The organism is Haliea atlantica (genome assembly GCF_054779855.1).
This window is the reverse complement of the sequence record NZ_BAAGXL010000006.1, coordinates 170,490-191,041: the sequence shown is the minus strand read 5'-3', so window position 1 is coordinate 191,041 and position 20,552 is coordinate 170,490. Positions and strand designations below refer to the sequence as shown.

The following is a 20,552-nucleotide window of genomic DNA, read 5'->3' as shown; positions in this document are numbered from 1 at the left end:
TTGAATGACCAGGACTTGTCGTGATTCTGGCTGGACAATGACCAGATTCAGAGCACCACCGGCCACTGCGTTCCGTATAAGGTGGTGCAAGCCTGACATGAGGGAGATGTCGTGGATAGCTGGAAAGTGGAAGGAGACGAAAGCGAACTGGAGCAGCTCTTTGCCGAGTCGCGCCGCTATGCCCTGCTGAGTGCGGAGCAGGAGCGCGAGATCGACGGCAGCAAATGGCGCGCCGTGGAGGCCCTGCAGCATGTCTTCCTGGACAGTGAGGGCGCCCGCGCCTGGCTGACGGATTTCCTCGACGCCCTCGGCACCCAGGCGCTGGAAGTCGCCGGTTTCGGCAACCGCGAGCACCACTTCCTGCTGCGGCGGGAGGCCGGACAGTACCTGCCGGGGGCGCGCCTGGCCCCGGCCCGGGAGCTGCTGCGCGCAACGCTGGCCACGCCCGGGCAACGCGGTGGCGCTGACCAGCTGGCGGAACTGGCCTTCTCGGCCAGCCTGACCGCCGGCATCGGCAACCTGATCATGCGGCACCAGGGCACCGCCGTACGCTGTGCCGTCGCCGACGCCCTGACCGACTGGCTGCCCGACGTGCAGGTGGGACACAGCCGCTACCAGCTGTCGGGGGAGGCCCGCCAGCAGTTGAAGCTGGCCCTGTCGCGCTATAACCAGGCCCGGGACACGCTGGTACTGCACAATCTGCGCCTGGTCTACGCCATCGCCGGCAAGTCGGTGGGCAAGGGCATCGCCTATCGCGACCTGATCCAGGAAGGAACGCTGGGGCTGATCCGCGCCGCGGAAAAATTCGAGGCGCGCAAGGGCTACCGCTTCAGTACCTACAGTTACAACTGGATCTCCCAGGCCATTCGCCGCTACCAGCAGGACGGCGCTGCGCTGATACGCTTTCCCAGCCACGTGCGGGACCAGATTGGCCGTGTCTACCGCGAGCGGGAAGCCCTGCGCGCCGGCTCCGGCAACGAGCCCGGCGAGGCCCTGCTGGCGGAAGCCGCCGGCATGGAGACAAAGCAGGTCCGTGCCATCCAGCAGCTGCGCAATATCACGGTGTCCCTGGACGCGCCCGCCTGGGAGGATGACGACGACACCCTGCTCGACCAGCTCACCGATCAGGGTGACATCGAGCCGGACGGACAGGCCTCAACGCGCTCTCTGCACCGCCATCTGCTGCGTGAGCTGGAGCAGCTCGACCCCACCGAGCGGCAGGTGGTGATTGCCCGCTGGGGACTCCACCGGGGGCGACCGCTGTCCCGGGCCGAGGTCGCCGAGCAGTTGTCTGTCAGTCGCGAGTGGGTGCGGCAACTGGAGCGCTCCGCCCTGGACAAGCTCGCCCGCAATCCGGCGCTGCAGGAGACCGCCCGGGACTGGGTGATTACCTCCTAATCTGGCGCCCCGCCGCCGTAGATGGCGGCGAGGGCGTCTCGGATCTGCGGGAAGCCAAACCCGAAACCCGCGTCCTCCAGGGCAGCGGGAATGACATGGGCGCCTTCCAGCAACAGCTCGTCGGCCATCTCGCCCAGGGCCAGCCGCAATACCGGCGCCGGAGCCGGCAGGGTGAGCCAGGTCCGGAAGTGCTCGCGCAGGGCATCGCACAACTGCCGCTGACTGACAGGCGCCGGCGCGGTGAGGTTGAAGGCGCCCTCGCAGGCGGGATGTGCCAGCAGGAACTGCATCGCCGACACCACATCGCTGCGGTGCACCCAGCTCAGGACCTGGTGCCCCGAACCCGGCCAGGAGGCGACACCCAGGCGGAAAGGCAGGACCATCTGCGACAGCGCGCCGCCACCCTGATCGAGCACCACCCCGAGGCGCAGGCGGCAGACCCGGGTTCCCAGCGCCGCTGCCTCCTGGGCAGCGGCCTCCCAGGCCTGGCACAGCTCGCTGCCAAAACCGCTGCCGGGTGGGCTCGACTCGTCCAGTTCACTCTGTTCCGGGTGGCCGTAGTAGCCCACGGCGCTGCCGCTCAGCAGGATCCGCGGTGGCTCCGGCAACTGCTGCAGGGCGGCGACCAGGTCCCGGGTGAGCTCCACCCGGCTGTCCCACAGGACCTGCCGCCGCGAGCGGGTCCAGCGCCCCTCCGCCAGGGAGGCCCCCGCCAGGTTGATCACGCCATCCAGGGCGGCGGCTTCGCGAACCAGGGTGTCCAGCGTGTTGACATAGCGACAGCGATCGCTCGAAGCCAGGTTCTGCTGGCGGGTGAGTATGGTCAGCTGATGGCCCTCGGCCAGCAGGCTGTCCCGCAGCGCCTGCCCGATAAACCCGGTGCCGCCCGTCAGAAGTAAGTGCATAGACTGTTCCTCCACTTTCTGTACAGTACGCAGCACCTTCGCCGTGGATCAAGCGCCGATGCCTCTCATCCGAACGCCCCCGACCCGCGTACTAGCCGCATGACTGCACTTACACTCTATCTGTTCCGCCACGACCTGCGACTGCGCGACCTGCCCGGCCTGCACAAGGCCGCCGAGCGCGGCAGGGTTCTGCCACTCTACATCCTGGATGAGGCGGCCGCCGGGGATTTCGCCCCGGGTGGCGCCAGCCGCTGGTGGCTTCACCACAGCCTGCGCGCACTGCAGACACGCCTCGCGGAGCGGGGCGGCACGCTGCTGCTGCGCCGTGGCGCCAGCGCCGACATCCTGCGCGAACTGATCGAGCGTACCGGTGCCGATGCGGTGTATTTCAGCCGCGGCTACACCCCCTGGGAGCGCGCACTGGAGGGCGAGCTGCACCGCGAGTTGACCGAGCTGGGGATCGACTGCCGGCGTTTTGGCGGCAGCCTGCTGCACGAGCCGGAACACATCGCCAACCAGTCCGGGGAGCCCTACAAGGTCTTTACGCCCTTCTGGCGCGCCTGTCGCCGCGCCAGCGAACCGGCAATGCCCCTGCCCGAGCCCGACGCGGTCGACTGGGCCGAGCCGCCCTCGCCGGGCGACGACCTGGAGGACTGGCAACTGCTGCCGGACAAGCCGAACTGGGCAGCCGGCTGGGAGACACTGTGGACACCGGGCGAGGACGGCGCCAGCGAGCGGCTGGCCCGTTTTCTCGGCGAACGCCTGGAGGATTACGCCAGCGGCCGCGACTTCCCGGCGCAGGAAAGCACCTCCCGGCTCTCCCCCCACCTGCATTTCGGCGAACTGTCCCCGCGCACCCTATGGCACGCCGTGCGCGCCGCGGCGGAGCAGCACCCCGGGCTGCACAAGCCCGCCGACAAATTCCTCAGCGAGCTGGGCTGGCGGGAGTTTTCCGCGCACCTGCTGTTTCATTTCCCGGCCCTCGTGGACAGCCCTTTCCGGCCCGACTTCCGGCACTTTCCCTGGGGTGGCAGCAAGCCCCGGCGGGAAACCTGGCAGCAGGGGCGCACCGGCTACCCCGTGGTGGATGCCGGGATGCGCGAACTGTGGCAGACCGGCTACATGCACAATCGCGTGCGCATGATTGTCGCCTCCTTCCTCACCAAACACCTGCTCACCCACTGGCAGCGGGGTGAACGCTGGTTCCACGACACCCTGGTGGACGCGGACATGGGCAACAACCTCTGCAGCTGGCAGTGGGCGGCGGGGTGCGGGGCCGACGCCGCGCCCTATTTCCGCATTTTCAACCCGGTACTGCAGGGAAAGAAGTTCGACCCCGAGGGGCACTACGTGCGCCGCTGGGTACCCGAGCTCGCCGCCCTGCCCGACCGCCATCTGCACGCCCCCTGGGAGGCCCCGGCCAGCGTACTGCAGGAGGCTGGCGTCACACTCGGCGAGGACTACCCCGAGCCCGTGGTGGACCACCGCGAGGCCCGGGAGACGGCTCTCGGGGCCTGGCAGACACTGCGGGAACGCGCACAAAACGCCGACTGAGCGGTGGAAATTTTTGCCCGTCGGGTCGATACTGCAGCGATGCCAAACCACCCGCAACAGGAGAACTGATCATGCCGACGCTCAGCACACGCCGCGCCCCCTGGCTCGCCTGCCTGGGCCTGCTGGCCCTGCCCGCCGCCGCCGATATTGCCGAGGTGGTCGATGGCGAGGGCAATCGCATGCGTTTTGAATACCAGGATCAGCAATTGCGCATCAATCCCGCCGACCAGGAGGGCTACATGATCGTGCGCGACGGGCGCACCTACGTGGTCCAGGACAGCGACGGCCAGATCATGGTGCTCGATCTGAGCCAGGCCATGTCCATGTTCGGCGGCATGGCCCGCGCCGCCACCCCCGAGACCGTGGATGTCCGGGTGGAATCCCTCGAGGCCACCGGCCGCGAAGAGACGGTCGCCGGCATTCCCGGCGAGGTCTGGCGCCTGCGCTACATCGACGAAGACGGCCAGACCCGGGAAACCGACATGGTGCTGTCCGAGGATGCGCGCGCCCGCGGCTTCCGCGACGCCGTCTTCCTGATGGCAAAATCCATCGCCGATTCCGTGGACATGGATCTCGAGGGCACCGACAAGCTGCAGCAGCAACTCGCCAGCCGCGACCTCGGTGTGCTGCGCTACGGCCAGGACATGCGCATCACCAGCCTCGACACCACCCGCGTGGACGATGCGCGCTTCGTGCTGCCGGCTGAGCCCACCGATCTCTCGGGCCTGGGTAATCTCTTTGGTGGCGGCCAGCAGGGCGGCGCCAACGGCGGTGGCCTGGGCAGTCTGTTTGGCGGCAATGGCGGCAGCGACACGGCGGAAGACGGCGGCGAGAGCGCGGACGATGCCGGCAACGCGGTGGAGAATGCCACCAAGGAAATCGGCAAGGCCTTCGGCAAGCTCTTCGGCAACTGAACCTGAGCGTGTTGCTTTTCCCCCCGCGTCCTGTATGCTCTGCGCCTTTTTTGGCCCCGGGACGCATGTTGACCACGCCGCCGTAGAACGCATCCCCTCCCCCTCGCGCCGGATTCCAGCGGAATTCCGGGCGCGACCCCCTGGCCGCGCCGCGGCTGCATCCCGAGATCCCGACCTGCGCCCCGCGCCAGGTCACCCAGCACAACAGGATACCCATGATTGCATCGATCCAGCGGGACTGGTTTTCCAATGTCCGCGCCGACCTGCTCGCCGGCCTGGTAGTCGCCCTGGCCCTGATTCCCGAGGCCATTGCCTTCTCCATCATCGCCGGTGTCGACCCCAAGGTGGGCCTCTACGCCTCCTTCTGCATCGCCGTGGTCATCGCCTTCGTCGGCGGACGCCCCGGGATGATCAGCGCCGCGACCGGCGCCATGGCCCTGCTGATGGTCACCCTGGTCAAGGAACACGGCCTGGAGTACCTGCTCGCGGCCACCCTGCTTACCGGGGTACTCCAGATCGTCGCCGGTTTCCTGCGTCTCGGCGATTTGATGCGCTTCGTGTCCCGCTCGGTGGTCACCGGCTTCGTCAACGCGCTGGCTATCCTGATCTTCATGGCCCAGCTGCCGGAGCTGACCAATGTCACCTGGCCGGTCTACGCCATGACCGCGGGCGGCCTCGGCATCATCTACCTGTTTCCGCTGCTCCCCGGGATCGGTCGCTCCCTGCCCTCGCCCCTGGTTTGCATCGTGGTGATGACCGCAATCGCCATGTTCCTCGACCTGGACATCCGCACGGTGAGCGACATGGGCGAGCTGCCGGACACCCTGCCGGTCTTCCTCTGGCCGGATGTGCCCTGGAACCTGGAGACCCTGCAGATCATTCTGCCCTACGCCATTGGCCTGGCGACCGTGGGTCTGCTGGAGTCGATGATGACGGCGGCGATCGTGGATGACCTGACCGACTCCAGCAGCGACCGCAACCGCGAGTGCAAGGGTCAGGGCGTGGCCAATATCGCCTCCGGCCTGCTCGGCGGCATGGCCGGTTGCGCGATGATCGGCCAGTCGATCATCAACGTGAAATCCGGTGGCCGCGGCCGTCTGTCGACCTTCACCGCAGGGGGCCTGCTGCTGATCATGGTGGTCTTCATGGACGACTGGATCGGCCAGATCCCCATGGCCGCCCTGGTGGCGGTGATGATCATGGTCTCCATCGGCACCTTCTCCTGGGAGTCCCTGAAAAACTTGAAGACTCACCCGCTCTCCTCCAACATCGTCATGATCGCCACAGTTGCGGTGGTGGTGGCCACCCACAACCTGGCCATCGGGGTCTTCGTCGGTGTGCTGCTGGCCTCCCTGTTCTTCGCCAACAAGATCGGCCGCTTCATGGTGGTGAAGAGCGAGCTGGAAGACAGCGAGGGCAATCACCGCCGCTACCGGGTCGTCGGGCAGGTGTTCTTCGCCTCGGCCGAAGACTTCATGGCCGCCTTTGACTTCAAGGAGGTACTGGATACGGTCACTATTGACCTGAGCCAGGCCCACTTCTGGGACATCACCTCGGTGGGCGCCCTGGACAAAACCGTGATTCGCTTCCGTCGCGAGGGAACCGCGGTCACTATAGAGGGCATGAACGAGGCCACCCGCACGGTGGTCGACCGCTTCGGCGTACACGACAAGCCAGAGGAAGTGGAAAAGCTTCTGGCGGGACACTAATCACAACGGGGGTGCGCTAGCGTGACACAACAGATTACAGCCTGCATCGACGGCTCGACCATTGCCACCGCGGTCTGCGATACCGCCGCCTGGGCCAGCAGCGTCCTCGATGCGCCGCTCAAGTTCCTGCATGTGCTGGAACGCTCGGCGTCACCCGCTGCCGGCGAGGACCTCTCCGGCGCCATTGGATTGGGCAGCCGGGAAACCCTGCTGGCGGAACTCACCGAGCTGGACGAGCGCCGCAACCGCCTGGCCATCGAGCACGGCAAGCACATCCTGGCCTCGGCCCTGGAGCGGGCCGAGGCCCAGGGCGCCCGCGAGATCAGCGCCGAACAGCGCCACGACCTGTTGCTGGACGCCCTGCTCGAGTACGAGGCGGACACCCGCCTGTTTGTCATCGGGCGCCAGGGAGAGGACCACCCGGCGCAGTCCGCGGTAATCGGTTCCCACGTGGAAAACGTGGTGCGCGCCATCCACACCCCCATCCTGATGGCGACCGGCCAGTTCTCTGCCCCCACCAGCTATATGCTGGCCTACGACGGCAGCAAGACCGCCGATGCCGCCATCGCCCGCATCGCCAGCAGCCAACTGCTGCTGGACCTGCCCGGGCACGTGGTCATGGTAGGTGACGACTCCGGGGACAACCGGGTGCGCCTCGAGCGGGCCGCGGGCACATTGACCGGCGCCGGCCACCGGGTGGAAGCCCACCTGGTCCAGGGCGGGGTTATCGAGGCCCTGATGCAGTTCCAGGAAACCCACGGCATTGAGCTGAAGGTCATGGGCGCCTACGGCCATTCACGGATTCGCGAATTCTTTGTGGGTAGCAACACCTCGCGCATGCTCGCCAGCAGTACGGTACCAGTCCTGATTCTTCGCTGAGGCAACTTCCCATGACGACATGCCACGGGTGGCTCATCACACTGCGGAACGCCCTCCTGGCGACGGCAGCACTGCTTGCCGCCGCTGTCGCCACGGCGCAGTCCAACGTTTCACTGGACAGCCCCCGGGGCAATTACCAGGGCGCCGACAACATCCACTGGTACCAGCAATCCTCGCTGATCGCCGAGGAATACCGCTCGCTTCCGCCCCTGGCCGGCAGGGAGTTCCTCTGCAACCAGGACGACAGCAGCGTCGACTGCTTTGGCGACCGTCAGAAAATCCCCCAGGATGCCTACTACGCCCAGGGCGACGTACCCGTTACCGTCTCGGTACTGGTGGACTCTCGCCAGACCCCGGGCTTCGACTTTCCCTTTCGCCGCGCCATCGATGCAGTCCGCCGGACCAACGATGCCTTCAGCCGCTCCGGTGTCAACGCGCGGCTGCTGATCAGCGGCATTCGCTATTTCGACTTCTCCGCCCGCGGCTATTCCTTCAACCCTTCGACGCTCTACGACCAGCTCTACGAGCGCGAAAGCACCTTCATCAACAATCTCGCCTACAACGACGGCGCCGACGTGTTGCTGGTGGTCAGAAATTCCGAGGGCCGAAACCCGGATGGCAGCTGTGGCGTAGCCACATTGGGCATGGCACCGCCAGCCGACTACCTGGTTCCCATGGCGATCCTGGTGGCCGAACACGGCAATCCGCGCTTCCAGGACGGCTGCTCCGAACTGGTCGCCCCCCACGAGTTCGGACACGTCTTCGGCCTGGGCCACGAGCGGAGCGCCGGTGATACCGAGCCCCACCTCCTTTTCGGGCGCCCCTACGTGAGCCCCTTCAGCGGTCGCGCCACCATCATGCGCTCCTTCAGCTTCAACCAGGTCCCTTTCTTCTCCTCGCCGCTGCTGAGGGTCCAGCGCGAGAGCTTTGGCGACCCCGACACGGCGAACGCCACCCAGGCACTCAATCAGGCCGCGACCAATACGGCCCTGTACTGGGAAATCCGTTGGGGCGATCTGCGCGAGAGCGCCTTCAGCCTGCCGGCGCCCAGCCCCGGCGAGGGGGGAGAAACGTCCACGCAGACAGCAATTCCCGGTGGCCTGCGCATACCGCCCAAGGCGATCGAAAACTGGGCCGCCACAGCGAGCGAATGAGGCAAGCGCCCTGCCGTCGCGCACCCGATTTCCAGCACCAAACTGTCCTGCGCCGGCCCCGACGTGAAAGTTGAGCACATGGCAACTACACTCGGGGAGAACCCGGAATTCAGCAGGAGGCGACAATGCGCACCCGTGACGATTCTCTGGACACCCGCCGGCGCTTCATGGCACTGGTCGGCGGTGGCCTACTCTTTACCCCGCTGTTCGGCCTGAGGGGCTGTGGCGGCAAGGAGGATGCCAACCGCCCCGTCATGGGCGCCGCTGGCGACGCCAACACCCTGACGACCAAGGGCTCCGCAGGCACGCAGAGCAACAACACACCCCCGGTGGAAGGACCAAGCTCTAGCGCCAACACCAATACCAACAACCAAAGCGCACAGCAGGCCAGCTCCCAGCCCTCAGGTGCAGACGGCTCCATGCCCAGGGTCAGTGAAGACGACCCGCAGGCCAAAAACCTGGCCTATGTTCACAATGCCGAGGATGTCATAGCCAGCGAGCAGCCTCGATACCAATCGGGCCAGCACTGCGGCAATTGCCAGCTCTACCAGGGAAGCTCGGGCGAGGAATGGGGGGCATGCCCCTTGTTTAGCGGCAAGCAGGTGAAGAAAACCGGCTGGTGCAATGCCTATGCGCCGGCGGCGGGCTGACGCTGTCTGGCCAACGATTCTGTACGCGCAACCACAAGGTCTGCGTGTCAGGGGAGATCAGTAACCGGAAAGTAATGGAGGCTCGGGTCGGAATCGAACCGGCGTATACGGAGTTGCAGTCCGCTGCATAACCACTCTGCCACCGAGCCTTGATTGTATAACGCTGCCCGGCCGGGCGGCGCAAAGCCTTGCGCTTTTGGAGCGGGAAACCGGGTTCGAACCGGCGACCTCAACCTTGGCAAGGTTGCGCTCTACCAACTGAGCTATTCCCGCGCTTTCAGACACTCACGTCAGCTGTCGTGAGGGCGCCTATTCTAGGCTCTGCGCAGCCGCTGTCAAGTTGGTTTCGCAAGGAATTGCCGCCGGACACGATCAAGACGCGTCGCGCATGACCTGCCAGGCGGCCCGCAGGTAGATCACCATCGACCACAGGGTCAGCGCGGCGGCGACATAGAGCAGCAGGTAGCACAGGGCCAGCAGCCAGCCACCGTGGATCGCCGGGTTGATCGCCAGCAGGCCGATGATCGCCACCATCTGAAAGGCGGTCTTGACCTTGCCCACGTAGGACACCGCCACCGAGGTGCGCTGCCCCAGCTCGGCCATCCACTCCCGCAGCGCGGACACCACGATCTCGCGGCCGATGATGACACAGGCGGCCAGAGTGAACAGCGGTGTGTCGTGGCGCTCCACCAGCAGCACCAGGGCGACGGCAACCATCAGCTTGTCGGCCACCGGGTCCAGGAAAGCCCCGAACGGTGTCATCTGCCCCAGGCGGCGCGCGAGATAGCCATCCAGCCAGTCGGTGACCGCGGCCAGGGTAAAGATCGCCGCGGCCACCAGCAGGTGGTGGCTGAAGGGGGTGTAAAAGACCGCCACCAGCACCGGGATCAGCAGGATGCGCAGCAGGGTCAGGGTATTCGGAATATTGACGTGCAAAGCCTTGGGTTCTCCTGTCAGCCACCGGCACCGTGCAGGTGATCATAAATCTGCTGGGCCAGCCTCGCACTGATGCCCGGCACTTTTTTCAGTTCTTCCAGGTTCGCGTTGCCAACCCCCTGGGCGCTGCCAAAATGCCGCAGCAGTTCACGGCGGCGCCGGGCGCCCACCCCCGGAATTGCCTCCAGGGTCGACTGCTGGCGGGCCTTGCCGCGGCGAGCGCGGTGTCCGGTAATGGCGAAGCGGTGCGCCTCGTCGCGCACAAACTGGATCAGGTGCAGCGCCGGCCGGTCGGCGCGCAGGTGCATCTCCTCGCGGGAGGCTCCGCGCACCAGGGTCTCAAAGCCCGCCTTGCGGGTGCTGCCCTTGGCCACACCCACCACCTCGACCGATTCGATGCCCAGCTCTGCCAATACGCCCATGGCCTGAGCGACCTGACCCTTGCCGCCGTCGATCAGCAGGAGGTCGGGCAATACGCCCTCGCCACTGCGCAGTCGCCGGTAGCGCCGTTCCAGGGCCTGCTGCATCGCGGCATAGTCATCCCCAGGCGTGATGCCCTCGATGTTGAAGCGGCGGTAGTCCGACTTGCGCGGCCCATTGTCGTCGAAGACGACGCAGGAGGCCACCGTCGCCTCGCCACTGCTGTGGCTGATGTCGAAACACTCCAGGCGCCCGGGTGTCGCCTGCAGCCCCAGGGCGGTCTGAAGGTCAGCCAGGCGCGCCCGGGTCGACTCGCTGTCGGCCAGCCGCGCCTGCAGGTTGGAGCGCGCCGTCTGCCCCGCCAGCTGCAGCCAGCGCGCCCGGGCATCCCGCACCCGGGACGCAATGCGCACGCGGCGCCCGGCGCGCACCGAGAAGGCCTCGGCGAGGCTCTCGTGCTCCTCCGGCATGACGTTGACGATGACTTCCGGGGGTATCGGCCGGTCGCCCGCCAGATAGAACTGCGGCAGGAAGGCCGTCAGCACCTCCGCCGGCGACTCGTCCAGTTTCAGCGGCGGGTACCAGGTGCGGCTGCCCAGGACCTGGGCGTTGCGCACAAACAGCACCTGGACACAGGCCACCCCGGCGGCCGTTTCCACCGCCATCACGTCGAGGTCGCCGTGACGGCCCTCGATCCCCTGGCTGGCCTGGACATGCTGCAGCTGCGCCAGCTGGTCCCGCAGTACGGCGGCCTTCTCGAAAGCCAGCTCCGCCGCCGCCTGCTCCATGTCGTCAGCCAGGCGCACCATCAGCTCCCGGGACTTGCCGTTGAGAAACAAGCGGGTCTTCTCCACCTGCTCGGCGTAGTCTTCCTCGCTGACCAGGCCGACACAGGGGCCAGTGCAGCGGTTGATCTGGTACTGCAGGCAGGGCCGCGAGCGGTTGCTGAAGAAGCTGTCCTCGCACTGGCGCACCTGGAACACTTTCTGCAGGAAGTGAAGCGAGTCGCGCACCGCGGCGGCACTGGGATAGGGCCCGAAGTAGGCGCCCTTGCGGCGTTTTGCCCCCCGGTGCAGGCTCAGTCGCGGGAAGCCGTCCTCGGTGGAGAGGAAGATGTAGGGATAGGATTTGTCGTCCCGCAGCAGGATGTTGTAGGGCGGCTTGTGACTCTTGATCAGGTTGTGCTCGAGCAGCAGCGCATCCACTTCCGTCGCGGTCACCGTGACCTGAATGTCGGCGATACGCGCCACCAGCGCCATGGTCTTCTCGGTCAAACCGCTGGCCCGGAAGTAACTGCTGACCCGGCTGCGCAGGTTGCGCGCCTTGCCGACGTAGAGCAGCCGGCCCTCGGCATCGTACATCTGGTAGACCCCCGGCCGGGTGGTCAGGTGGCGCAGAAAGGACTCGCTGTCGAACTGGCTCACGGCCCGCTCCCGTAGCAGCGCGGCTCGATCTCCAGCTCGACACCGAAACGCGCGCGCACGCTCTCGGCAATTGCCGCCGCCAGGGCCAGCACGCGGGCAGCGCTGTCGCCCCCGCGATTGACCAGCACCAGGGCATGGCGCGGGTGCACGGCAATGCCCTCGCGCTCGATCCCCTTCCAGCCCGCCTGCTCGATCAGCCAGCCGGCAGCCAGCTTGCGCCGCCCCTCCCCGGCCTCGAAGACCGGCAACCCCGGACACGCGGCCTGCAAATCCTCCGCCTGTTCCAGGCTCACCACCGGGTTCTTGAAGAAACTGCCGGCATTCGGCTCCCGCAGCGGGTCGGGCAACTTGCCCCGCCGCAGGGCCACCACGGCGTCGAAGACCGCCTGCGGCGTGATGGCCTCGATGGCCGCGGGCAGGCGATCGCGCAGGCCCGGATAGGAGACCTCCAGCGGCAGATCACGGGAGAGCTGCAAGTCCACCGCGGTGATGACCACGCGGTCGCGCAGGGCGTGCTTGAAGATGCTGTCGCGATATCCGAAGCGGCACGCCGCCCGGGACAGGGTCACTGGCTCGCCGTCGGCAATGCGCACCGCATGTACCGCGTGCACGAAGGGCGCCAGCTCCCGCCCGTAGGCACCGATATTCTGGACCGGGGCGGCACCCACGGTGCCCGGGATCAGCGCGAGGTTTTCCAGGCCGCGCCAGCCACAGGCCACCGTCCAGGCCACCAGCGGGTGCCAGGACTCCCCGGCAGCCACCCGCAGCAGGCCCCTTCGGTCCAGCCAGCGGCAGCCGCGAAGGCGCAGCAGCAACACGTGGGCGGCCAGTTCCTCGGCCAGCACCACGTTGCTGCCCTCCCCCAGCGGCAGCACGGGAAGGCCGCTCTGTCGCGCCTCTACCAGTGCCCGCTCCAGGTCCGCCGGACTGTCGATCACCGACAGGGCCGCCGCCCGGCTGCGCAGGCGCAGGGTATTGCGACGCTGCAGTTGTCGCTCAGCGTGTAGCACGGCGCTCCAGTTCAGCCAGCAGCCCCTCGCTGGCCAGCTCCACCAGGTCCAGGACATGGGAAAAACCGTCATCGCGGCCATAGTAGGGATCGGGGACCTCGCGCACGGGCTGCCCGGGGGCATAATCCAGGAACAAGCGGATGTCGCCGGCGTAGTCCAGGGGCGCCGCGTCGCGCACATCCGCCAGGTTGGATTCGTCCATGACCAGGATATGCTCGAAGGTGTAGAAGTCCTGCCACTGTAGCTGGCGAGCGCGCAGGGGAGCGAGGTCGTAGCCCCGTGCCGACGCTGCCGCCATCGCCCGCGCATCGGGAGACTTGCCGATATGCCAGCCCGCCGTGCCACAGGAGTCGACTGGCAGCAATTCGGGCAGCGCGCCGCCGGCGGCGACCCGCTCGGCCAGGCGCGCGCGAAATACCCCCTCCGCGGTGGGTGAACGGCAGATATTGCCCAGGCAGACGAAAAGCACGCCGGAGAGGGTCGCTTCGCTCATGCCCCGGCCTCCAGCTCGGCACGGACTCGCTGCAGATCTGCCGCGGTGTCCACCCCGGCGGGCACCGGCGCACAGGCCGGGGCGACGTGGATGCGCTCGCCCTGGGCCAGGGCCCGCAGTTGCTCCAGCTGCTCCAGCTGCTCCAGCTCCGCCGGTGGCCAATGGACGAAGCGGTGCAGGAACTCGCAGCGGTAGGCGTAGAGCCCCAGGTGCCGCCACCAGTGTCCGGGGGGCAGCGCTGCCGCATCCGCCGCCATCGCGTCGCGGGGCCAGGGCAGCGGCGCGCGACTGAAATACAGCGCCAGGCCGCGGTCGTCCATGACCACCTTCACCGCGTTGGGATTGCGCAATTCCTCCAGCTGCAACAGCGGCACACACAGGGTGGCCACCCCAGATTCAGGGTGCGCTGCCAGATTGGCGGCGACCTGGTCGATCACCGCCGGCGGGATCTGCGGTTCATCCCCCTGCACATTGACCACGATCGCCCCCGGCGCCAAGCCCAGCTGCTGGGCGACTTCCTGCAGGCGATCGGTACCCGAGGCGTGGTGCCCGGCGGTCATGCAGACCTCGGCGCCAAAATCGCGCGCGGCGGTGGCGATACGCTCGTCATCCGTGGCGATAACCACCCGCCCCGCAGCGCTCTGGCAGGCCTGTTCCCAGACACGCTGCACCATGGGCTTGCCGGCCAGGTCTTCCAGGGGCTTGCCCGGCAGGCGCGAGGACCCGTAGCGGGCGGGAATGACAACAATAAAACTCATGCTCTCTCCGGCGGGCTTCAGGGGGCGACCCGCAGTGCGGCCACCGCGTCGGGCAGCGCCGCGGGCAGCGTCGCGCTGATGCGCAGGTACCACTGCCCGGGGGTCGCAAATGCGCGGCATTTTACCGCGTCCTTCTCGGTCATGATAAGCGGCGCGTCATCCAGCGGCGCGAGGTCGGACGCGCTGAAGGGGTGATGATCGGGAAAAACCACTGGGCGCACGCGGTAGCCCCGCGCGCGCAGGCTGTCGAAGAACTGCTCCGGCTGGCCGATACCGGCCACGGCGTAGACCGCTTGCGGCTCGGGTGGCTGCCCGGTCTCGCCGGGGCACAGCGGATAGAGGCCGTCGACGACATAGCGCACACCGTCCGCGGCACCGTCACCGCCGCGATGGAGCACCCAGGACACCGAGCGCAGGCGCGAGGGCGGCTCCCGCAAGGGGCCGGCGGGCAGACACCAGCCGTTGCCAAGCCCCCTGACGGCGTCCATCACCACGATTTCCAGGTCCCGGTGCAGCGCGTAGTGCTGCAGGCCGTCATCGCAGATGACCAGGTCGACCGCCGCCTCGGCCAGCAGCGCGCGCACCGCCGCGGGACGGTCCGGGTCCACCACACAGGGCGCACCGGTGCGGTGGTGGATCAACAGCGGCTCATCGCCACACTCTGCGGAAAGGCTGTCCGCCCCAACCCGGTGCGGGAAGCGCGCCCCCGCGGCGGCACCGTAACCGCGGCTGACCACGCCAGGCCGCAGCCCGCGGGCCTGCAGGGCCTCGACCAGGGCGATGACGACCGGTGTCTTGCCGGTGCCACCCACACTCAGGTTGCCCACCACCACCACCGGCACGGGCGCCCGCCAGGGCCGTCCGGGGCCGCCCTGCCAGTACCAGCGCCGGGCCGCGGCCACGGTGCGAAACAGCAGCTCCAGGGGGCGCAGAAGCCACAGCCAGGGAGCGCCCGCGTACCAGGCCCGCGTGAGGCCGGATTCCAGGCCTGCCATCAGGCGGCGAATTCCTGGTGGTAGAGCTGCGCGTAGAGTCCGCCCTCCTCCAGGAGTGCCTGATGGCTGCCCTGGGCGATGATCCGGCCACCATCCATGACCACGATGCGATCGGCGTGTTCGACGGTACTCAGGCGGTGGGCAATCACGATGGTGGTGCGATTGCGCATGATCACTTCCAGCGCCCGCTGGATGCGGTGTTCGGACTCGTTGTCCAGAGCCGAGGTCGCCTCGTCGAGCACCAGCAGCGGCGCATCCTTGAGTATGGCTCGGGCGATCGCCAGACGCTGGCGCTGACCGCCACTGAGGCCGCCGCCGTCGTCACCGAGGCGAGTGTCCAGGCCCTCGGGCAGCTGGCGAATGAACTCCATCGCGTGGGCCGACTCGCAGGCGGCCTCGACCTCCTCGCGACTGGCGCTTGCCAGGTCGCCGTAGGCGATGTTGTTGTAGACCGTGTCGTTGAACAGCACCGGATCCTGGGACACCATCGCCAGCTGCCGCCGCAGGTTGTCCAGCCGGTAGTCCTGGATCGGCACCCCGTCGAGCAGGATGGCCCCGCGCTCCATGGGGTAGAAGCGCGCGAGCAGCTGGATCAGCGTACTCTTGCCGCTGCCCGAGCGGCCCACCAGGGCCACGGTCTCGCCGGCGCGTATGTCGAGGTTGATGTCCTGCAGCACATCCTCGACGCCACCGGGGTAGGCAAAGCTCAGGTGTTCGATGCGCAGGTCGCCCCGGGCCCGGGAGGTGACGTACTGCCCCCGGTCCTGTTCCTCCTCCATGTCCAGCTGGGCGAAGATGTCCTCCGAGGCAGCCAGGGCCCGCTGGATGATGCTCTGCACGCTGCTGACCTGCTTGATCGGCTTGCCCAGCTGCCCGGCGGCGGTGAGGAAGGCCACCAGGGAGCCCGCGGTAAAGCCGGCGAGAATCTCGGGGTCGAGGGCGAACCAGATCAGGGCCGCCAGGGCGATCGCCAGCATGGTCTGGATCACCGGGGTGCTCAGGGCATCGGCAAAGGCCAGCTTGAGGCTCTGGTTGCGGTTGTAGGCGCTGGCCTGCTCGAAGCGATCGCCCTGTTGCCGCTGGCCGCCGAACAGGCGGATCTCGCGGTAGCCGCCAATGCTCTCCCCGGAGACCTGGGTCACGTCGCCCATGGAGGCCTGGATGCGCCGGCTGTAGCGCCGGAAGTGCTTGCCCACCACCGACACCACCAGCGCGATAAAGGGCGCCACCAGCAGAAACACCAGGCACAGGCGCCAGTTCAGGTAGAGCATGTAGCCCAGCAGGCCGAGCACGGTCATGCCCTCGCCGATGATCACCTTCAGGGCGCGGGTGGCGGCACCCGTCACCTGCTCGACGTTGAAGGTGATCTTGGATACCAGGATGCCCTGGCTCTGGCGGTCGTAGTAGGCACTGGGTGCCACCAGCATCTTCTCGAACAGCTGGCGGCGCAGTACGTGCACCAGGTTGCGCGCCACGTGGTTCATGAAATAGGTGCCGGCGAAGTAGCCCATGGCGCGGGTGAAGGCGATGGTCACCGCCGCCAGGGGTACCGCCACCCGGGCAAACTCCAGTGCACTCTGCCCGGTTTCCCCGGCGAGCTTGTAGGCGGTACGGGAGACCACGCCGCCCTCGGCGGCGGGGCGGCCGTTGAGGGAGTCGAGCAGGAATTGCATCAGGTCGGCGAGCATGACATTGCCGAGGGAGTAGATCAGGAAGCCGCCGATGCTGAACAGGAAGAGGTACCAGTAGGGCACCACGTAGGCCAGCAGGCGCCGGTAGAGCTGCCAGTCCGAGAGGGTGCCCTGGCGCTCGGGTGCCACCGCCGGATTCATCGCCCACCTCCCGCCGGCTCGCGGGTCGCGATACTCAGGCGCGCAAAGCCCATCTGCCCGGCCGCGTCCATGGCCAGCACCACCGCCGCGTGGGGCGCCTGGGCATCGGCGGCGATCACCAGCGGCAGGGTGGTGTCCCCCGCGGAGGTGTCATAGAGCGCGGCCTGCAGGGTGCGGAAGCGCCGGTCCGCCACCGGCTTGCCGTTGACCCGGTAACTGCCGTCCTCCGCGACCAGCACTTCCACTGGCTGCGTCACCGTCTCCCGCGCTGTGCCCTCGGCCTCCGGCAGGTCGATGGTGAGCTGGGTTTCGCGGGTAAACGTCGTCGAGACCATGAAAAATATCAGCAGCAGGAAGACCACATCGATCAGTGGGGTCAGGTTGACGCCGAGCTCGGCGCTGCGCTGGCGGCGGAATTTCAAGCCCGGCCACCCGCGCGCTCGTCATTGTGCAGCGCATCCACCAGCTTGATCGACTCCTGTTCCAGGTTGATCACAATGGCGTCGATGCGCCCGCTGAGGTAGCGGTGCATGGCGAGTGCCGGAATCGCCACCACCAGCCCCGCGGCGGTGGTGATCAGCGCCTCGGAGATGCCCCCGGCCAGGGCGCTGGCGTTGCCAGTCCCCTGGGCCATGATCTCGGCAAACACCTTGATCATGCCGACGACGGTACCCAGCAGACCCAGGAGCGGGGCAATGGCGGCAATCGTGCCCAGGGTGTTCAGGTAGCGTTCCAGTTCGTGGATCACGTGACTGGCGGCTTCCTGGATACTCTCTTTCATCACGTCCCGACCGTGGCCGGCATTGCTCAGGCCCGCCGCGAGAATGCGCCCCAGGGGCGAAGACTGTCGCAACTGGCGCAGACGGTTGCCATCGAGCTCTCCGGCCTTGAGCTGCTTCCACACCGTCGCCAGCAGATGCGGCGGAGCAATCTTGCGGGGATTGAGGGTGTAGAGGCGCTCGATGCAGATGGCCAGGGCGACCACCGAGCACAGCAGGATCAACACCATCAGCCAGCCGCCCGCGGTTACCAGTTCCAGCACGTTGCCATCCCGTCTCGCCAGCCAAAAACGCATTATACGCCCCGCCCCGGCCCCGACAACAGCGCTCAGCGCCCCCACCAGAAGCGTCGCGCCAACTGGCGGTGGGCAACAAGCCGCGGGCGGGCCGCCGGTTCGATCACCCATTCCACGGCGCCCTGCGCCGCCGTGCTGTAGCTGACGATATCCCGGGCCGCGTAGCGCGCCACCACCGACGCCGCCGGGTGCCCAAAGGGATTGGCCCGGCCATGGCTGTAAACCACCTGCCGCGGGCGCACCGCTTTCAGCCAGGCCCAGGAGGAGGAGCTGGCGCTCCCGTGGTGCGGGGCCAACAGCCACTGGCTGCCCAGGGCGCTGCCCCAGTAGTCCACCAGGGCCCGCTCCCGCCGGGCATCGATATCCCCGGCAAGCAGCCAACGCTGCCCCCAGAGGGAGGCCTGCAACACGCAGCTGCCGGCATTGCGCGAGGCCGGCACTTCCCCCGGAGCCGGCGCCAGAATGCGAAACCAGATGCCCGGCCCCCAGGACCAGCTGTGGCCGGCACGACAGCGGGAAACGGCCCCATCGAAGGCGGCAGATGGCAGGTCCGCCCCCAGGAGCAGCCGGTCGATCTCCAGGGCGGCCTCGAGATCACCCACGCCCCCGGCGTGGTCGGCGTCGCCGTGGCTGAGCACCAGCTGGTCGAGGCGTCGGATGCCGCGCCCCCGCAGCACGGGTAACACCACCGACCTCGCGGCCCAGGGACTGCCGGTGTCGTAGAGCAGCGCCCGCCGTTGGTCGTGAATCAGCACCGCCGTGCCCTGCCCCACGTCCAGCGCCAGCACATGCACAGCCCCCGCGCCCGCCACCCGGTGCTCCCGCAGCGGCAGTAGCAGGGGCAGCAGCAACAGGCTGCAGGCCAGGCGCCGCGGCCAGTCAAGGGGGAGTACCAGCAGTCCGAGGCCGATCACCGCGAGCAGGACGGCACCAGGGCTCATCTGCAGGGGCAGCGTCAACGGTATCGGCATCAGGGTCTCCGCCCGCTGCATGACGGAGAGAACCAGCTCCAGTACCCTGCCCGCAGCCTGCCAGAAGCACGTGGCCAACATCGGCTGCACAGGCCACACCAGGATACCGGCGAGCACCGGCGGGACCACCGCCACCGCGGTCAGCGGTACCAGCAGCGCGTTGGCCAGGGGGGCTACCAGGCTGGCGGCGCCGAACCAGACAGCGCCGAGGGGAAACATCACCAGGCAGATAAACAGGTGGGCCAGCCCCAGGCGCGCCGCGCCAGCGGCCCGACCGCGCCAGTGGGACAGCCAGAACAGGGACGCCACCGCCGCGAAGGACAGGCAGAAGCCCGGGGAGAGTGCGCTGAAGGGGTTCAGCAGGAGCACCGCCAGCGCCGCCAGCAGCAGATTCAGGGGTGCCCAGGCGGAGCGCCCGGCTAGGCTGGCGGCCATGCTGCAGGCCAGCATCACCCAGGCGCGGGTGGTGGGAATACTCCAGCCCGCCAGCGCCGTGTACAGTGTCGCCGATACCAGTGCCCCCAAGGCGAGCAGCCGGGGTGCCTGGCCACCCCAGCCCGGCAGGCGGGCCAGGGCAGCGCCCAACAGGGCGCCGAGCCCCGCCACCATGCCCACGTGCAGCCCGGAAATCACCAGCAGATGCGCCACGCCGAAACGCTGGAAGCGCGCCCAGTCGGCCGCCCCGATACCGCTGCGGTCGGCCACCGCCAGCGCCCGCAGCAGCCCGGCCGCTGGCAGCTCCCGGTCCAGCGCTCCCGCGAAGCGCTGGCGCCAGCGGTCGACGGCGCCACCCTTGTCCCGCTGCGGGCGCCGCTGCGGCGTGATTGCCGCACTGACACTGCCCAGGGCATGCACCCCGCGCGCGAGATGGCCTGCACGCGCGTTCCAGGCCCCGGGATTGACCGCGCCCCAGGGACGGCGCAGCCGCAGGCCCAGGGCCCAGGCCTCGCCCGGCACCGGCGGCAGCGCCGCCGGCCAGTAGACCTCGACCGTGCGAGGGCCCCGACAGCGCGCCGGGCTGAGGTGCTCCAGGGACAGGGTGACGCGGTAGAGCGGTTCGTCGCGGGCGTTCTGCACTGCCTCGGGCAGCCCGGTGACACGAGCAACCACCGACAACAGCTCGCGCTCGCAGGCCGCGGGGAGTTCCCGCTCGGCCCAGCGTGCCGCGTGCCCGCCGGTGACGCACAGGCCGAGCAGAACGCTCCCCAGCAAGGGGCGGGGCCCGCTGCCGCGGAGGCAGGCCGCCACGGCCGCCAAAAGTGCCCCGCAAAGCCAGACGGCTGCAGACACCGGAGGCAATGCGGGCGCCAGCAGGGGCAGGAGCAGACCCGCCAGCAAGGCCAGGCCGCGCTCGATCACGTCTGGAGATACCCGCCCAAGGTCGTCATAATGGCCGTCCACTGGCTCGACATGTCGAACGCGGCCCATGCCCGCGCCCGGATGGCCAGTCAAACACAGCCCTTGCATTTTTGACA

Annotated in this window: 18 protein-coding genes and 2 tRNA genes; 7 read left to right on the top strand and 13 right to left on the bottom strand. The window is 68.0% G+C overall.

Annotation, left to right across the window (positions count from 1 at the left end):
- Positions 1 to 111: 111 nt before the first annotated feature.
- Entirely contained in the window at positions 112 to 1,398 is a 1,287-nt protein-coding gene (locus ACYVGS_RS07545) for a sigma-70 family RNA polymerase sigma factor (RefSeq protein WP_460588054.1), read from the top strand.
- Here ACYVGS_RS07545 and ACYVGS_RS07540 read toward each other — a convergent pair.
- Positions 1,395 to 2,303 (bottom strand): epimerase, encoded by a 909-nt coding sequence (locus ACYVGS_RS07540; protein ID WP_460588053.1) that lies wholly within the window; start codon positions 2,301 to 2,303, stop codon positions 1,395 to 1,397. The two genes, ACYVGS_RS07545 and ACYVGS_RS07540, sit on opposite strands and share 4 nt — an antisense overlap.
- A gap of 99 nt (positions 2,304 to 2,402) precedes the next feature.
- Here ACYVGS_RS07540 and ACYVGS_RS07535 point away from each other — a divergent pair, with 99 nt between their 5' ends.
- The 6 genes from ACYVGS_RS07535 (at position 2,403) to ACYVGS_RS07510 (ending at position 9,163) form a co-directional block, all read left to right on the top strand.
- A complete protein-coding gene (locus ACYVGS_RS07535) occupies positions 2,403 to 3,857 on the top strand; it encodes a cryptochrome/photolyase family protein (protein ID WP_460588052.1) in 1,455 nt (484 codons plus the stop codon).
- 71 nt (positions 3,858 to 3,928) lie between these two features.
- The gene (locus ACYVGS_RS07530; RefSeq protein WP_460588051.1) at positions 3,929 to 4,771 is read left to right on the top strand and encodes a hypothetical protein; all 843 of its coding nucleotides are present in this window, start codon (positions 3,929 to 3,931) and stop codon (positions 4,769 to 4,771) included.
- Positions 4,772 to 4,986: 215 nt separating this feature from the next.
- Positions 4,987 to 6,480 (top strand): SulP family inorganic anion transporter, encoded by a 1,494-nt coding sequence (locus ACYVGS_RS07525; RefSeq protein ID WP_460588050.1) that lies wholly within the window; start codon positions 4,987 to 4,989, stop codon positions 6,478 to 6,480.
- A gap of 21 nt (positions 6,481 to 6,501) precedes the next feature.
- Positions 6,502 to 7,359, top strand: a complete 858-nt coding sequence (locus ACYVGS_RS07520; protein WP_460588049.1) for a universal stress protein — start codon at positions 6,502 to 6,504, stop codon at positions 7,357 to 7,359.
- 11 nt (positions 7,360 to 7,370) lie between these two features.
- Positions 7,371 to 8,513: a zinc-dependent metalloprotease family protein gene (locus ACYVGS_RS07515; protein ID WP_460588048.1), complete on the top strand. Its 1,143-nt coding sequence runs from the start codon at positions 7,371 to 7,373 to the stop codon at positions 8,511 to 8,513.
- Positions 8,514 to 8,638: 125 nt separating this feature from the next.
- Entirely contained in the window at positions 8,639 to 9,163 is a 525-nt protein-coding gene (locus ACYVGS_RS07510; RefSeq protein WP_460588047.1) for a high-potential iron-sulfur protein, read from the top strand.
- Positions 9,164 to 9,238: 75 nt separating this feature from the next.
- Here the strand turns inward: ACYVGS_RS07510 and ACYVGS_RS07505 are convergent.
- From ACYVGS_RS07505 to ACYVGS_RS07450, 12 genes are all read right to left on the bottom strand, one after another.
- Positions 9,239 to 9,312, bottom strand: a tRNA-Cys gene (locus ACYVGS_RS07505).
- Between the two features lie 48 nt (positions 9,313 to 9,360).
- Positions 9,361 to 9,436, bottom strand: a tRNA-Gly gene (locus ACYVGS_RS07500).
- A 99-nt stretch (positions 9,437 to 9,535) separates the two neighbouring features.
- Positions 9,536 to 10,099, bottom strand: coding sequence for a CDP-alcohol phosphatidyltransferase class-I family protein (gene pgsA, locus ACYVGS_RS07495; RefSeq protein WP_460588046.1), 564 nt, complete (start codon positions 10,097 to 10,099; stop codon positions 9,536 to 9,538).
- A gap of 17 nt (positions 10,100 to 10,116) precedes the next feature.
- Entirely contained in the window at positions 10,117 to 11,880 is a 1,764-nt protein-coding gene (uvrC, locus tag ACYVGS_RS07490; RefSeq protein ID WP_460588156.1) for an excinuclease ABC subunit UvrC, read from the bottom strand.
- Between the two features lie 59 nt (positions 11,881 to 11,939).
- Complete coding sequence (murB, locus tag ACYVGS_RS07485; protein WP_460588045.1) at positions 11,940 to 12,953, bottom strand: UDP-N-acetylmuramate dehydrogenase; 1,014 nt, start codon at positions 12,951 to 12,953, stop codon at positions 11,940 to 11,942.
- The gene (locus ACYVGS_RS07480; protein ID WP_460588044.1) at positions 12,940 to 13,446 is read right to left on the bottom strand and encodes a low molecular weight protein-tyrosine-phosphatase; all 507 of its coding nucleotides are present in this window, start codon (positions 13,444 to 13,446) and stop codon (positions 12,940 to 12,942) included. Before ACYVGS_RS07480 ends, murB begins: the two co-directional genes overlap by 14 nt.
- On the bottom strand, positions 13,443 to 14,204 hold the full coding sequence (gene kdsB, locus ACYVGS_RS07475; protein WP_460588043.1) for a 3-deoxy-manno-octulosonate cytidylyltransferase: 762 nt from the start codon (positions 14,202 to 14,204) through the stop codon (positions 13,443 to 13,445). The genes ACYVGS_RS07480 and kdsB overlap by 4 nt, the downstream gene beginning before the upstream one ends.
- Before the next feature lie 17 nt (positions 14,205 to 14,221).
- A complete protein-coding gene (gene lpxK, locus ACYVGS_RS07470; protein WP_460588042.1) occupies positions 14,222 to 15,199 on the bottom strand; it encodes a tetraacyldisaccharide 4'-kinase in 978 nt (325 codons plus the stop codon).
- Positions 15,199 to 17,031: a lipid A export permease/ATP-binding protein MsbA gene (gene msbA, locus ACYVGS_RS07465; protein WP_460588041.1), complete on the bottom strand. Its 1,833-nt coding sequence runs from the start codon at positions 17,029 to 17,031 to the stop codon at positions 15,199 to 15,201. Before msbA ends, lpxK begins: the two co-directional genes overlap by 1 nt.
- Positions 17,028 to 17,453: an ExbD/TolR family protein gene (locus ACYVGS_RS07460; protein WP_460588040.1), complete on the bottom strand. Its 426-nt coding sequence runs from the start codon at positions 17,451 to 17,453 to the stop codon at positions 17,028 to 17,030. The genes msbA and ACYVGS_RS07460 overlap by 4 nt, the downstream gene beginning before the upstream one ends.
- The gene (locus ACYVGS_RS07455) at positions 17,450 to 18,073 is read right to left on the bottom strand and encodes a MotA/TolQ/ExbB proton channel family protein (protein WP_460588155.1); all 624 of its coding nucleotides are present in this window, start codon (positions 18,071 to 18,073) and stop codon (positions 17,450 to 17,452) included. The genes ACYVGS_RS07460 and ACYVGS_RS07455 overlap by 4 nt, the downstream gene beginning before the upstream one ends.
- 65 nt (positions 18,074 to 18,138) lie before the next feature.
- A complete protein-coding gene (locus ACYVGS_RS07450; protein ID WP_460588039.1) occupies positions 18,139 to 20,505 on the bottom strand; it encodes a DNA internalization-related competence protein ComEC/Rec2 in 2,367 nt (788 codons plus the stop codon).
- Positions 20,506 to 20,552 lie beyond the last annotated feature (47 nt).

What these genes read in the sequence shown, in the direction of transcription:
- ACYVGS_RS07535 (WP_460588052.1), top strand. Translation starts at nt 2,403, where the DNA reads ATGACTGCACTTACACTCTATCTGTTCCGCCACGACCTGCGACTGCGC.
- ACYVGS_RS07530 (WP_460588051.1), top strand. Translation starts at nt 3,929, where the DNA reads ATGCCGACGCTCAGCACACGCCGCGCCCCCTGGCTCGCCTGCCTGGGC.
- ACYVGS_RS07525 (WP_460588050.1), top strand. Translation starts at nt 4,987, where the DNA reads ATGATTGCATCGATCCAGCGGGACTGGTTTTCCAATGTCCGCGCCGAC.
- ACYVGS_RS07510 (WP_460588047.1), top strand. Translation starts at nt 8,639, where the DNA reads ATGCGCACCCGTGACGATTCTCTGGACACCCGCCGGCGCTTCATGGCA.
- msbA (WP_460588041.1), bottom strand. Translation starts at nt 17,031, where the DNA reads ATGAATCCGGCGGTGGCACCCGAGCGCCAGGGCACCCTCTCGGACTGG.
- kdsB (WP_460588043.1), bottom strand. Translation starts at nt 14,204, where the DNA reads ATGAGTTTTATTGTTGTCATTCCCGCCCGCTACGGGTCCTCGCGCCTG.
- ACYVGS_RS07450 (WP_460588039.1), bottom strand. Translation starts at nt 20,505, where the DNA reads ATGGGCCGCGTTCGACATGTCGAGCCAGTGGACGGCCATTATGACGAC.
- ACYVGS_RS07540 (WP_460588053.1), bottom strand. Translation starts at nt 2,303, where the DNA reads ATGCACTTACTTCTGACGGGCGGCACCGGGTTTATCGGGCAGGCGCTG.
- uvrC (WP_460588156.1), bottom strand. Translation starts at nt 11,880, where the DNA reads ATGTACGATGCCGAGGGCCGGCTGCTCTACGTCGGCAAGGCGCGCAAC.
- lpxK (WP_460588042.1), bottom strand. Translation starts at nt 15,199, where the DNA reads ATGGCAGGCCTGGAATCCGGCCTCACGCGGGCCTGGTACGCGGGCGCT.
- ACYVGS_RS07480 (WP_460588044.1), bottom strand. Translation starts at nt 13,446, where the DNA reads ATGAGCGAAGCGACCCTCTCCGGCGTGCTTTTCGTCTGCCTGGGCAAT.
- ACYVGS_RS07515 (WP_460588048.1), top strand. Translation starts at nt 7,371, where the DNA reads ATGACGACATGCCACGGGTGGCTCATCACACTGCGGAACGCCCTCCTG.